Raw genomic sequence first — 14,907 nt, 5'->3', positions numbered from 1 at the left:
ACCGGTTTTAAACCGGTAAATATTGGTGTGTCTTTTTTTACACGTATTTGCTGGATTTACAAATATTTTGCCAATTCGGTATAGATACCTTCTGCTAAATCTTTTTCCGATTGCATCCCCTCTAAAGTAGTTTGGGTAAGCACTGTGTTTATAAATTGGTTGCGGTCCCTAAAACGTGGCAATTGTAGCTGTGCAGCTTTGAATTCTTTTTCTTTTTCAGCATAGCATTCCTGAATAAATTTTAATGACTCATAAGATTTAAGTACTTTAAAACTGCTGATGTATTTGTAATAATTCCTGACCACGGATTGTCAATTCTGCAGATGAAATTGCTTTAGACATAGTCGCTGTTAAATTTAAATAACCGTCTTTGTTATTATTATTCAGTGATAATTGATCAGTTAACTGTTCAATGAGTTCGTTATCGTCATCAGAAATTGTTAACAACTAGTTGTTCCCTTCGACTATGCTCATACCCATGTCTTCTGAAGCAGCTAGTATTTATAGCTTCTGAGTTAAAGTTCATTTCTTGTATTTCATATCTCAAATATATAAAGTTGAATTTTAAAATAACACGCCGAACTATTGAGGGGCTAAACTTGGAGGAAATTACAAACATTTATTTTTTTTTTAATAATAACTTTTTGCTTCCTCTCAAAATTAAAAATCTTGATTGCTGTTGTCGAAGAACTGACAGAAAAGCGTGTACAAATATATTTTATTTTAGCTAAACTCTTGTTAACCAATGATTTAAATTTAACTGATTTTAAAAGTAGGTGAAATTTAATTAAATTCACCAATCTATGAGTATTTAATGATTTTTACTTCTTCTAAAGAGTATGCTGAAATAAGATTAATGTGCTTTTTTTATGGCTCCGCCCTCTCAGTCCCATTCTTTAAGACTAAGAAAGCAACTTATTTAATACCAAACTAAATTTCTTCTTGTTTGGAAATTGTAATTAAAACACCCAATTATTTTAGAACCAAACGGATTCTATTTTTTTCAACTTGCAAAACAACTTCTTACTTCGCAATGAGTATAACCTCTAAAAATAGTAATAATGTCGTACTGTTTTATTTCTTCCCCTTCTCTAACTCCTTATAAAATCATATAAGATTTTTTAAATCAGACGATTATACAACATAAATCCAGGTTCTGTTTGTAGTTAGATGATAACTACACTAGACAACATTTTAAAAATCCCCTTAGTAATATAAATGCTTGATTTAAAAGTCATCTAATTATTTAGATTAACGAAATAATTATTGACTGTAACATTCACAATAATACCATAAGATTTTACATTAATATCAAAACATTAATATATAAAAAACATACAATGTAAAAAATAACTTATTTTGGTGAGAATAACATCCAAAAACTCAATAAAAATAGATAATTTGTCTTTATTTAAATTAATAGAAAAAAAACGTAAAAGTAAAGATTACGCAATTGTTGTGGTAATGTATAGGTTTGTGATTTGATATGATTAAGTGATATTAAGTAGATGTAGACATACTCTACAAATCTTCATGGATGAATGACTAAATCATTTAAATTTTAATAAATACACGGAACAATACTTTCGTGCATTTATTAAAAAGAGTTAACACTTTATATGTTGAAAATTTATAATGGTTGGCAATAGTTACTCAAATTAGAGCTTATTAATCCGGAGCATGTAGTCCAGGAAAAATGCTTGACAATGACAGCAATAAACACGAAAGCATCTATAGCTCAGTAAAGGTGCAAGAAAACAAATCAAGGATGTTGTCTGCACTTTCTGGATCTCCACGAGGATTTTATTTCTTTTTGGTGAAAGAAAATTCTACTTGCCGCTTGTCGAAGAAAACTACAACATTGCAAGGAAATACGGTTACGAAGGCTATTCAGCAGACCCAAACGAATCTGATCACAATGCGACTGTTTTATGTTAACCTACTGTTTAATCAATTATTTAATATTAAGCGTATTAAGCGTTCTACTTTCCAATAGAACTAGGCGAAACAGAAACGATGAAGTTTCTCCATCGCAGGAAGCTTTTGTCAATACTAAAAAATGGATAGATAAAAAATAATTTTTGATTTACGATAGAGAGCGTTCGTGAAAAGGAGCGATTTTTTATAGAAATGAATTGAAGATGATTTGTAATATTGTACATATTAGTACGCTGATCAAATAAAGCTTCGTGTCACAAAGTCAACCTGAATTAGGCGGATTACAGCCATTTTGCTACTCTGCGTTCAGCAATATTATTGTCCTTCTCCCTTTGTTGGTTCAGCAGTTGCTCTTATGAATAGCTATTGAGGTATTCGCTGTTAGCACTTTGCATTAAATCAAGGAATGCTTCGCTAAATTTTATTATTTACCCTATGTTTCACGCTACTATCCCTTCTTTAAACTTCACAAAAGCTAAATTTCACTCTCGATATATTGTAGCTAGTAATTTACCGCAAAAACGCCACATCGCTCCTCATAAAAAATTGCATGTTTTTCTGTGGTGCTTGGGGTTGTCTTTCAAAACAAGATTATTTGGATGTGCGATAAAAATATGTAGTAAATTTAGAATACTCATGTTACTTCAGTCGTTCACTGTTCACTTCATTACCGCAAGTCATAACCATAATTTGAAGCACTTTCTTTTTTCTTTTATATTGATAATTAAGCGGATTAAACTCTTAAATTTAGAAGTGATTTTCATATCAAAAAATTGATTCTCTTTCATAAAAGCTAAAAGTGTCAAAAAACACAAACATTTAAGAGTTTTTAAGTAAATTTGGAATTATTAACCAGACATCTTTAAAATAAAAACACGTTCTTCTAAATTACTGTAAGTCACTAGAAATTAGAATTTTGACCATAAAAAAAGCCCTTATAAAAAGGACTTTAACTATATTTCTGTATTTAAAATTCGCGGTACCACAAACCGATGCTCTAACCAACTGAGCTACAACCACCATTTGCTTAGCGGTTGCAAATATACAACATAAGTTTACTTCTGCAAATAATATAATTAAAAAATTATAGCAAATTTAGATCAAATCCCCTAAGCTATTGACTGCCAAATATCTTTCAACAGTAAAACCTTCGGCGTGATCTACTCCAGCGAGCCTTCCTAAATCCCTTGAGCGATAATTAAGACTTTCTAGGAAGTTTTTAGATGAAATAGGCGACTCCGGTTCTGTCGAAGACGCATCATAAAACTGCGAACTGTAGGCTAAAATCGATTCGATTTTTTTATCAGTAAATCCAGTAATATCAACGACAAAATCCGGTTCTAAGTTCTTCCATTGGATATAATGATAAACTAATTTTGGTCTCCAAGCAGCTTGCTTCTCCCCTTCCAGTTCCGTTTCTACTTTCATCAATCCTGACAAAAAACAAGAGTCAGAAACCAACTTGCTTCCTTTTCCATGGTCAATATGTCGATCTTCAATAGCATTACACAATACTATTTCGGGTTGGTATTTTCGAATCATTTTAATGATTTCCAATTGGTGTTTTTCGTCATTTAAAAAAAAGCCGTCACGCATACCTAGATTTTCCCTTACAGCGACCCCTAGAATTTTTGCTGAAGCATTTGCTTCTTGATCTCTAATAATTGCTGAACCCCTTGTTCCTAATTCTCCACGCGTCAAGTCGACAATCCCAACGGATTTACCCAATGACATTTCTTTTAAAAGAGTTCCTGCACAACCCAACTCTACATCATCTGGATGAGCTCCAAAAGCTAATATATCTAGTTTCATTTTCTTCTTCTTTATTATTTGTTGCTATTATCATTGATCTACAACATCTCGTTACAAACCATTCTTTTTTCTTTCTTATTCTACAATACCTTTTTCATCGTCATCGATTTATTGACGCTTTCTTTCCATTCTTTTTCAGGAATACTAGCTTCCGTGATTCCGCAACCAATATATAAATGAGCGCGTTTGTCTTTTATTTGCATGCAGCGTAAATTAACATACAAATCAGTTTTGGACGTATCTTTAGAAAATTCTTTCTTATTTATTTCTCCTAGAAACCCAGTGTAATACTCTCTATCGTATTCTTCATTTTCTAAAATAAAATTCTTGGCAGATTCTTTTGGCAAGCCGCAAACGGCAGGTGTTGGATGTAAAACAGAAACTACTTGTTTCATATTAGAATCCTTATTTAATTTCCCTTCAATATTTGTTTTAATGTGTAATACACCCCCAGCTTTCAATGTATATGGACTTGAAACTGCCACTTCTGTGGTTAGTGATTTTATACTATCTAAAATAAAATCAGTCACAAATTGCTGTTCTTCCATTTCTTTTTTTTTCCAAACTACATCAATGGTATCTTCATAATTTTGTGTCCCTGCCAAAGCCATTGTACAAAACTTCTTCTTGCTAGCTTTTAGCAAGCGTTCCGGTGTTGCCCCGACCCATAAACCAATTTTAGGATGATACCAACAATAACAAAAAGCAGCTGGATAAGTATGTACTAATTTTTTAAATACTGAAACCAAATCAAAATTAGTCAGGTCAATAACTTCTTTTCTTGACAAAACTACTTTTTTAAAAGTACCACTCGCCACAGCATCAACTCCTTTTTGCACTAGTGATTCAAAACGTTCTTTGTCTTCAATATTCTCAGGATATTCAATATCAGAATCGTAATCCGCCTTAAAAGCCGTCAGTTCGGATTCCCATAATACAGATTCTTTTTTAGGAATAAGGATAATCTGGCTACCATCAAAAGGGGCAAATACAAACCCCGTCTCATTAAAATCTTCAGCAAAATACAAATGGTCATTTTTTTGAAAAAAACCAATTAACTTAGTTTTATTGGGCTTCCTGTAAATCACAAACGGCAGATTGAGTGCCATTTGTTGTTTAACTTTTATAAAAAAATCAATCATCTTTTAATCATTTTTTAACTATATATTGAACAAAAAAAGCTTTTTTTTTATTTCTTTTTATCCAAAACCATATTAGTCAATTTACAAAGCGATATTAAGCTTCCGGCCTCATCTGTGACTTTAATTTCCCACAGGTGTAAAGTTCTTCCCTTATGGATAATGCGGGCAGTTCCATAAACAATACCTTCTCGAATACTTTTTAGATGATTCGCAGAAATTTCGATTCCGCGTACCTCTTGTTCTTCACCATTAATATAAAAATAAGAAGCAGCACTTCCAACACTTTCCGCCAAAGCTATTGAAGCTCCACCATGCAACAATCCTGCAGGCTGGTGAACACTAGGATTAACAGGCATTTTAGCAACAAGAAAGCCTTCCCCGGCGTCTATAAATTCTATATTTAAAGTTTGCATCAGTGTGTTTTTTGAAAAATCATTGCAATACTGAAGCATTTTATCTTTGTCTAATGTCATCTGTCTTATTTTAAAGAGTGTAAAAATAAATAAAAGATGAGACACAAAGCAGTAATTACAATTGTTATTCTGATTTCAAAATAGATTTTTCTTATTTTTACATAAAAAACTAAATGCGTCCTATCCCTTTTTTACTTTTTATTGGTTTAATATTAGCTCTCGGCTCGTGTCGTTCTGATTTTGAAACGGTAGCCAGCACAGGTGATTTGGCGTTTTCAAAAGACACGATTTACCTAGATACCGTTTTTACAAACATAGGTTCTAGCACCTATAGACTTAAAGTATACAACCGGAGTAAAAATGATATTACTATCCCAACAATAAAACTTACAAAGGGTTTAAATTCAAAATATCGCATGACGGTTGATGGTATGCAAGGGACAGAAGGAAAACTCTTTAATAATATTGATCTTTTGGCCAAAGACAGCCTTTTTATCTTCATAGAAACTACCGCAAATATTACTGATGTAAACCCATCTGATTTCCTGTATACGGACCAAATTGAGTTTGACGGCGGAACTAATCTGCAAACGGTTGAACTTGTGACGCTCATTCAAGATGCTGTTTTCTTATATCCAAAACGTTTTAGTGATGGTACGAAAGAAACGCTTCCTATTGATGATCAAGAAATCGAAGGCTTTTATCTAGATGAAAATGATCCAATAAATGGTAACGAACTTCTGTTTACCAATCAAAAACCCTATGTAATCTATGGTTATGCTGCTGTTCCTACTGGAAAAAAAGCTGTTTTTGAAGCAGGTTCCCGTGTACATTTTCATGCTAATTCAGGACTTATTGTAGCTAACAATGCTTCAATAAACGTAAACGGAAATATATCGACCACTGATAAATTAGAAAATGAAGTCGTTTTTGAGGGCGACCGACTAGAACCGGAATATTCTGATGTCCCAGGACAGTGGGGAACGATTTGGCTTACTGACGGGAGTACAAAAAATACCATAAACCATTTAAGTATTAAAAACGCGACCATCGGATTATTGATTCAAAACAATGACGGAACAACCGTTTCCATCAAAAACACGCAAATCTATGATTGTTCCAACTATGGTATTTTGGCGCAGACCGCAAAAATAGAAGGGGAAAACATTGCAATCAATTCTGCTGGCTTGGCTAGTTTAAGCTGTTCCTATGGAGGAAATTATAAATTCACCCATTGTACATTCAACAATAACTGGAATAGCTCGTCGCAAGTCGCAGTATCTATTGATAATTATACCCTTGGAGCCATTCCTGAGGTTAAAGCGTTAACCCAAGCCACTTTTAATAATTGTATTATATACGGCTCCTATCCTAACGAGATGCTTTTAAGTAAAAAAACAGCCGCTGCTTTTGAGTACCAATTTAATAATTGTTTGATAAAATTTGACTCAGCCACAGCAAATCCAGATTATCAATTTAGAACTGATACAGCGCATTACAACGCGATTATTTTAAATGAAAATCCCAAATTCCTCAATCAGTCAGAAAACAAATTCAATATTGACGAAACTTCGGCCGCTTTCGCCAAAGGGAACTCAGGCTACATGATTCCAATTGACATCATAGGAAATACAAGAACTTTACCCCCTGATTTAGGAGCCTATCAAAGTATGCCTTTCCCGAAATAATTTCCGAAATACTTTTCTTTTGGCTCTTGCGCTTACTACTTTTTTAAACTAAATTTGCAGCCATAATACAACAAACTACACAACAATGATCCATTTCTTTGAAAACCAAAGCAAAACTGTTTTTGCAGTACAAACGCAAAACGAAATTTCAGCTCAAGACATTTCAAAACTCAATTGGCTTTTTGCCGACTCAAATAAAATAGAAAAATCCGTATTGTCGGATTTTTTTGTTGGTCCTCGTGCCACAATGATTACGCCTTGGAGTACTAATGCTGTGGAGATTACCCAAAACATGGGGATATCAGGAATTATTCGAATCGAAGAATTTCACAAAGCGACAGCTGATTTTACTGATTTTGACCCGATGCTTTCACAGAAATATTCCGAATTAAATCAAGATATTTTTACAACTGATGTAAAGCCAGAGCCTATTTTGGACATTGATGATATTGCAGCCTATAACAAATCTGAAGGTTTGTCTTTGAGCCTAGAAGAAGTAGGATACTTGGATGATTTATCCGTTAAAATTGCTAGAAAATTAACAGACTCAGAAATTTTCGCTTTCTCACAAGCCAATTCAGAGCATTGTCGTCACAAGATTTTCAACGGAAAGTTTGTTATTGATGGTGTCGAGAAAGAATCTTCTTTATTTAAACTGATCAAGAAAACATCTGCTGAAAACCCTCACGATATAGTTTCAGCATATAAAGATAACGTGGCATTCGTAAAAGGACCACGAGTACAACAATTTGCACCAAAAAGTGTAGACAAAGCTGATTTTTATGAAACCAAGGATTTCGATTCTGTGATTTCATTAAAAGCGGAAACACACAATTTCCCAACAACAGTAGAGCCTTTCAATGGAGCGGCAACTGGTGCAGGTGGAGAGATTCGTGACCGTCTTGCAGGTGGACAAGGTTCTTTACCTCTAGCAGGAACAGCGGTTTACATGACTTCATACTCAAGATTAGAAGAAAACAGACCTTGGGAAAATGGAATGACTGAAAGAAAATGGTTGTACCAAACTCCGATGGATATTTTAATCAAAGCTTCGAACGGAGCATCTGATTTTGGAAACAAGTTCGGACAGCCGTTAATTACAGGTTCTGTGCTTACTTTCGAACATGAAGAAGATGCTCGCAAATTAGGTTTCGACAAAGTAATTATGCAAGCAGGTGGAATAGGTTACGGAAAATTAGAACAAGCAATCAAAAAAACACCGCAAACAGGAGACAAAATCGTTATCCTGGGTGGGGAAAATTATAGAATCGGAATGGGTGGTGCTGCAGTTTCTTCTGCTGATACCGGCGCTTTCAGTTCAGGAATTGAATTAAACGCAATACAACGTTCGAATCCAGAAATGCAAAAACGTGTTGCAAATGCCATTCGTGCACTCGTAGAAAGCGACAACAACCCAATTGTATCGATTCACGATCACGGAGCTGGAGGACATTTAAACTGTCTTTCGGAATTAGTGGAAGATACAGGTGGATTAATTGACCTGGACAAATTGCCAGTGGGTGACCCTACCCTATCGGCCAAAGAAATAATAGGTAACGAGTCTCAAGAAAGAATGGGATTAGTTATAGGTCAAAAAGACATTGACACTTTACAGCGCATAGCTGACAGGGAGCGCGCTCCAATGTATGAAGTAGGTGATGTGACTGGAGATCATCGTTTTACTTTCAAGTCAAAAACTACTGGTGCTAAACCAATGGATTATGCTTTGGAAGACTTTTTTGGAAGTTCTCCAAAAGTGGTGATGACCGACAAAAACATCAACAGAAATTATGCTGATTTGCATTACGATAAAAAGAACATATCAACCTACTTAGAGCAAGTATTGCAACTAGAAGCAGTGGCTTGTAAAGACTGGTTAACAAATAAAGTAGACCGTTGTGTGGGTGGAAAAGTAGCCAAACAACAAACTACTGGACCTTTACAATTACCATTGAATAACTGTGGCGTAATGGCCTTGGATTACTTAGGCAAAGAAGGTGTGGCGACTTCAATAGGACATTCGCCCGTTGCGGCATTGATCGACCCTGTTGCAGGAAGTAGAACCGCAATTGCAGAAGCATTATCAAATATCGTTTGGGCACCGATCAAAAATGGCTTGGAAGGATTATCCCTTTCGGCTAACTGGATGTGGGCTTGTAAAAATGAAGGCGAAGACGCTCGTTTGTACGCAGCGGTAGAAAGCTGTTCTAATTTTGCAATCGAATTAGGAATCAACATCCCTACGGGAAAAGATTCACTTTCGATGAAACAAAAATATCCAAACGAAGAAGTGATTGCTCCGGGAACGGTCATTATTTCGGCAGGTGGAAATTGTATCGACATCAATAAAGTAGTGGAACCTGTTTTGCAAAGAGACGGCGGTTCTATTTACTACATCAACCTTTCGCAAGATGATTTCAAATTAGGTGGATCCTCATTTGCGCAGACTTTGAATACCATCGGGAAAGATGCACCGACAATTAAAGATGCTGCTTTTTTCAAAAAGGCCTTTAATACGATGCAGGAATTAATTCTTGACAATCAAATCATTGCTGGGCACGACATAGGAAGTGGTGGATTGATCACAACTTTATTGGAAATGTGTTTTGCCGATTTGAATTTGGGAGCCAAAATTGACTTCTCTGTTTTTGAAGAAAAAGACATCATCAAATATCTTTTTGCTGAAAACATAGGAATTGTTTTCCAAGCCAAAGACGATGCTACTTTAGAAAATAAATTAAATGGAAACGAGCTTGCTTTCTATAAATTAGGAACTGTTACGAATGACGAAACTTTAGACCTTGGACAATTGACTTTTGACATAAAAGAGTACAGGGATATCTGGTTCAAGACTTCGTTCTTGTTAGACCAAAAGCAATCTAAAAACGGAATGGCGCAAGCTCGTTTCGACAATTATAAAAACCAAGCTTTACAGTTTACTTTCCCTGCACATTTTACAGGAAAGAAACCCGTAATCGACTTCTCAAAACCACGTCCGAAAGCAGCTATTATCCGTGAAAAAGGAAGTAATTCTGAGCGTGAGGTAGCAAACGCGATGTATCTTGCCGGTTTTGATGTTAAAGACGTTCACATGACCGACTTGATTTCGGGTCGTGAAAACCTGGAAGACATTCAATTCATAGGTATCGTGGGTGGTTTCTCTAACTCGGATGTATTGGGTTCAGCCAAAGGTTGGGCGGGAGCATTTTTATACAACGAAAAAGCAAATAGCACGTTGAAAAACTTCTTCAAAAGAGAAGACACACTATCTGTTGGAATTTGCAACGGTTGCCAGTTGTTCATGGAATTAGAATTGATTAATCCTGAGCATGAAGTGCACGGAAAAATGCTTCATAATGACAGCCATAAACACGAAAGTATCTTTACCTCGGTAACGGTACAGGAAAATAAATCAGTGATGCTGTCTACACTTTCTGGATCTACATTAGGAGTTTGGGTTTCGCATGGTGAAGGAAAATTCAACTTGCCGCTTGCCGAAGAAAACTACAACATAGTAGGGAAATACGGTTACGAAGGTTATCCAGCGAATCCTAATGGATCTGATTATAACACCGCCATGTTATGCGACACTACAGGTCGTCACTTAGTGATGATGCCGCATATTGAGCGTTCTAACTTCCAATGGAACTGGGCGAATTATCCGGCAGGCAGAAACGATGAAGTTTCTCCTTGGCACGAAGCTTTTGTCAATGCCAAAAAATGGATAGCTAAAAAATAATTTCGTTGATTTACTATATAGATAGCGTTCCTGAAAAGGAGCGCTTTTTTTATGTGGATGAATTAGAGTCGATTTCATACTTTGTAAGAAATTAATGAATATATTTGATGCTATATAAAACGATACAAAACTTCGTATCTACATCCCAAATGGGGTAGTTAGCAGACAGCTTAGGGAAAATCGTATAAAAACAACTATTTTAGACAAATAGACTATCAAAAAAAATAAAGTTGACTTTATCAAAATGGTTACAAAAATTAGTATAATAGAATGTAGAGAACGTTTAGTTAAAAATACAAAATATGGAAATCCAAAAATTAAAGGAACTCCATTTGCAGTGTTTTCAATATCCGGAGAATCAAATAAAAGTTTTTATGGAACATATAATGAAGCAAAATTTGAACTGACTAAAAACTCTACTTTATTTCCAGCACCATTTATTATTTGCGGAAAATTTAATTCAACAAGCAACAATCGAACAGAAATAGTTTACGAAGTTAAACCTATAGGATTCGGATATTATTGGATAAAGTATTTGCCGATTTTTGGAATTCTTATTTTTAATTTAATCCTTTATATGGAATCGACACCTGTAGAAATGTATACAATAATAAATATAATTCTTTTAGGTTTTTTCATTATTAGCCGTTTTTATATGTGGCGAAAAAAAAACAAACTAATAACTAATTTTGAAAAAGTTTTTGAAATAACAACATAAAGTAAAAAAAGCCGATCTGCTAACAGCCATTTTGAGCTAGCTGGAATTTAGTGGAATTATCGTTTCGCATCAAGTTTTCGTTAATCCGAAAATTGAGGGCTTACGAACTTCCAGCCATCTCAAAGTGGCATAACGTCGGCAGTAATGTCGCCCAAAAACAGAAGTGAAATATTTAAAAACAACGATTTACAGAAAAAAATAATGAATTATATAGTAAATAATGAAAAATTAATAATTCAATATATTCCTGGAAATGGTGCTTGGACTTATCAACTTATTATTCCAAATACTAAAGATATAAAAGGAAAATGGGGAGATTTAAAAGTATCTGGTAAAATTGACAATTTTGAAATTAAAAATAAGAATTTAGGCCCAATGAAAAATTCCGACAAAAAAATGGCGTTAAATTCTGAAATTAGAAATTCTATCGGAAAAGGCGCTGGAGATTTTGTCAATGTTACACTTTATCTTGAAAATCAAAACGACGAAAAAGCAAATGATAATGAAATGATTTTCGAGTGTTTTAAAGATGCTCAAGTTTTAGATTTTTTTAAAAAACTAAAACTTGAAGAACAAAATGAAATAATAGAAAGCATTAACTCAGTTGCAACAGAAAACCAAAAAGTTAAAAAAATAATCAAGTTTATTGCAAAATTAGAAAATCAATAATAAACACTAATGCTTGCCACGATTTTGAGCTAGCTGGAATTTAGTGGAATAATCGTTTCGCATCAAGTTTTCGTTAAGCCGAAAATTGAGGGGGTACGAATTTCCAGCCATCTCAAAGTGGCATAAAGTTACCTGAAAACACAATCGCAATGTATAAAACAGTAATATTAATAGTCATAGTATTATGCTTTTCAAAAGTAGTTGGACAAGAGATAAATTTCCCAAAAGACCCTCAGGAAGTTGTATTTGAAACTTCAGATATTCAAAATTTTTGGAAAGCATTTGATACGGTAGAAAACTTAGATGCAAACCCTTTCGAAACTTACATCAAAAACGGAACAATTGGACTTCAACATTTTATTCCTTATAGAATAATTAGTGCAGACTCTTTACTATATATGGTAAATAGACGAAGACAAGATTATGAAAAAATCAGAGGTATTGCGGTAAAAATCAGAGAAGAGGAAAAAAAGGTTAAACCATACTTTTATGCATTGGAATATTGGTATCCAGCTGCTGTTTATCCACCAGTTTATTTTGTTGTAGGGAGATTTAATAGTGCAGGAACAAGATCTCAAGACGGATTACTAATTGGATCCGAAAAACTTACAAGTCTAGACCAACTTCCTGGATTGGTAATTCACGAATCCATACATTTCCAACAAAAACGCACCGAAGATGGAGAAAGAAACTTACTGCAACTATCTATCATTGAAGGAGCGGCAGACTTTATCGCAGAACTAGTCACAGGACAAAAGGGAAATAAGGAAGCAAACAACTACGGAAATGAGCACAAGGAAGAGTTATGCAATGAGTTTGTGGCAAAAATGAATGGAAACAATATGCAGGATTGGCTTTATGAAACTAGTGGAAAAGATGATAGACCCAATGATCTGGGATATTGGATAGGCTACGAAATTGTGAAGGCCTATTTTAACAAAGCAAAAGATAAGAAATTAGCTGTAAATCATATTTTAAATATTGAAGATTATGACAGATTTTTAAAAGACAGCGGAATTTTAGAACAATATATAAAATAAAGCCAGCAATTAGAGCCGCTGGTGCTAGATTAAATCAAAGTACCTTCCTCAATTAAAAAAAAACTAACGTTTGTAATGCGGATAATTAGATAAGAATTTTATCTATATGCTGCCTATTATTTATGTCTTAGATTCAAATGGTTTTGTGTAATACAATTAACAGTGAGGCGGTGAAAAAGTTAGGAAACCGTAGGCGCTTATAGCGTCTACAATTATTTTAAATTAGCTCAAAGTCAGGAGACTTTGCGCAGCTGGGGGAATAACAGTAAGAAAATTGTTAGAATCATTAGAATGCGTTACTAATATTTTTTTTTTTACATTTATCCTATGTCGGAAAAACATCCAATTACTAGCTGCCGAAAATCATAATATAAAACCGGCATTTACCATCCGACTTGATAATCTGATAAATTAGAAATAAAAAATAAATATGAAAAATAACACTCTCACATTTCTTTTTAGCTTTTGCTTTGTTGTTGCAACTGCACAAAGCCAATACTTTCCTGACGCAACATGGCTGGTAAAAACACCCGCTGAAATGCAGCTAAGTAAAACTTTATTAGACAGTGCTGTGAATTTTGCTTTAAAAAACGAAAATAAAGTTGAGAGAGATTTACGGATTGCCAATCTAAAATCCTACGCGAGAGAGCCAGACTATAAAATTATCGGACCTATGAAAGAACGTGGCGGTCCAGCAGGACTAATTCTAAAAAACGGATACATCGTAGCGCAATGGGGCGATATTAATCGTGTTGATATGACTTTTAGTGTAACAAAAAGTTTTCTTTCTACAACAGCAGGATTGGCAATAGACAACGGTCTTGTAAAAAGTGTAACCGATAGTGTGAAAAATTATGTTTGGGAGGGAACTTTTGAAGAACCTCATAATTCAAAAATTAAATGGGAGGATTTGCTAAACCAATCTTCTGACTGGAGCGGAACGCTATTCGGATTACATGATTGGGCAGATCGCCCACCTAAAGAAGGAACTATTGAAGATTGGAAAAACAGGAAGCTCAATGAACCAGGAACTGTCTTTGAATACAATGATGTACGCGTTAACCTGCTCGCCTATTCTTTACTACAAGTTTGGAGAAAACCGTTAGCTGTAGTACTTAAAGAAAAAATTATGGACCCAATAGGTGCTTCTACCACTTGGCGTTGGTACGGGTACGAAAACTCCTTTGTCAATATTGATGGATTAATGATGCAGTCCGTAAGTGGCGGAGGCCATTCTGGAGGCGGTGTTTTTGTAAGTGCAATAGACCAAGCTAGATTTGGTTTATTATACTTAAGAAAGGGCAAGTGGAAAAACCAACAATTATTATCAGAAAAATGGGTTGCCTCTGCCCATAAACCTTCAAATTCTAATAAAGATTACGGTTATATGTGGTGGATAAATACTAGTGGAAGATGGAAAGACGTTTCGTCTGATCTTTACTTTGCGGCAGGTTTTGGAGGGAATTATATTGTAATTGATAATGTGAATGACTTAGTCGTAGTTACAAGATGGATGGACGACAGTAAAATGGGCGAGTTCATGAATTTGGTCGAACGCTCAATGTCCAAGAAATAAAAGCAAAAGTGATTGAGTAAGCACGAACGTACGGCGGCAGTATTGCTGGATTTGAGAATTTAGTATTTAGTTAAAAAGTAAATCTTTACTCAGTACTTCAACATGGGAAAAATCTCGAGAGGCGCTGCAGGCCAATTTGACGCAGTAGAAAACCGAAAGACGATCGAAGATT

Annotated in this window: 10 protein-coding genes; 6 read left to right on the top strand and 4 right to left on the bottom strand. The window is 34.7% G+C overall.

From position 1 onward, the window contains the following. Window positions 1–56: 56 nt before the first annotated feature. The 4 genes from ACEN2H_RS00980 to ACEN2H_RS00965 form a co-directional block, all read right to left on the bottom strand. Entirely contained in the window at window positions 57–305 is a 249-nt protein-coding gene (locus ACEN2H_RS00980) for a hypothetical protein (protein ID WP_441729616.1), read from the bottom strand. A gap of 2,728 nt (window positions 306–3,033) precedes the next feature. Beyond that, the gene (gene bshB1, locus ACEN2H_RS00975; protein ID WP_441729615.1) at window positions 3,034–3,750 is read right to left on the bottom strand and encodes a bacillithiol biosynthesis deacetylase BshB1; all 717 of its coding nucleotides are present in this window, start codon (window positions 3,748–3,750) and stop codon (window positions 3,034–3,036) included. A gap of 80 nt (window positions 3,751–3,830) precedes the next feature. Beyond that, on the bottom strand, window positions 3,831–4,892 hold the full coding sequence (locus ACEN2H_RS00970; RefSeq protein WP_441729613.1) for an isochorismate synthase: 1,062 nt from the start codon (window positions 4,890–4,892) through the stop codon (window positions 3,831–3,833). Between the two features lie 47 nt (window positions 4,893–4,939). Then, on the bottom strand, window positions 4,940–5,365 hold the full coding sequence (locus ACEN2H_RS00965; protein WP_441729612.1) for a PaaI family thioesterase: 426 nt from the start codon (window positions 5,363–5,365) through the stop codon (window positions 4,940–4,942). 113 nt (window positions 5,366–5,478) lie between these two features. On the opposite strand from ACEN2H_RS00965, the gene ACEN2H_RS00960 reads away from it, so the two are divergent. The 6 genes from ACEN2H_RS00960 (at window position 5,479) to ACEN2H_RS00935 (ending at window position 14,735) form a co-directional block, all read left to right on the top strand. Further along, window positions 5,479–6,993: a hypothetical protein gene (locus ACEN2H_RS00960; protein ID WP_441729611.1), complete on the top strand. Its 1,515-nt coding sequence runs from the start codon at window positions 5,479–5,481 to the stop codon at window positions 6,991–6,993. Between the two features lie 85 nt (window positions 6,994–7,078). Continuing rightward, complete coding sequence (gene purL / locus ACEN2H_RS00955; RefSeq protein WP_441729609.1) at window positions 7,079–10,732, top strand: phosphoribosylformylglycinamidine synthase; 3,654 nt, start codon at window positions 7,079–7,081, stop codon at window positions 10,730–10,732. Window positions 10,733–10,976: 244 nt separating this feature from the next. Then, complete coding sequence (locus ACEN2H_RS00950) at window positions 10,977–11,450, top strand: hypothetical protein (protein ID WP_441729608.1); 474 nt, start codon at window positions 10,977–10,979, stop codon at window positions 11,448–11,450. 201 nt (window positions 11,451–11,651) lie between these two features. Beyond that, on the top strand, window positions 11,652–12,119 hold the full coding sequence (locus ACEN2H_RS00945; protein WP_441729607.1) for a YdeI/OmpD-associated family protein: 468 nt from the start codon (window positions 11,652–11,654) through the stop codon (window positions 12,117–12,119). 149 nt (window positions 12,120–12,268) lie between these two features. Beyond that, entirely contained in the window at window positions 12,269–13,159 is an 891-nt protein-coding gene (locus tag ACEN2H_RS00940; RefSeq protein ID WP_441729606.1) for a DUF2268 domain-containing putative Zn-dependent protease, read from the top strand. Window positions 13,160–13,589: 430 nt separating this feature from the next. Continuing rightward, window positions 13,590–14,735 (top strand): serine hydrolase domain-containing protein, encoded by a 1,146-nt coding sequence (locus ACEN2H_RS00935; protein ID WP_441729605.1) that lies wholly within the window; start codon window positions 13,590–13,592, stop codon window positions 14,733–14,735. Window positions 14,736–14,907 lie beyond the last annotated feature (172 nt).

It is taken from the genome of Flavobacterium sp. W22_SRS_FP1, from assembly GCF_052113685.1.
Lineage (GTDB): Bacteria > Bacteroidota > Bacteroidia > Flavobacteriales > Flavobacteriaceae > Flavobacterium.
This window is presented reverse-complemented; position numbering and strand designations above follow the sequence as displayed.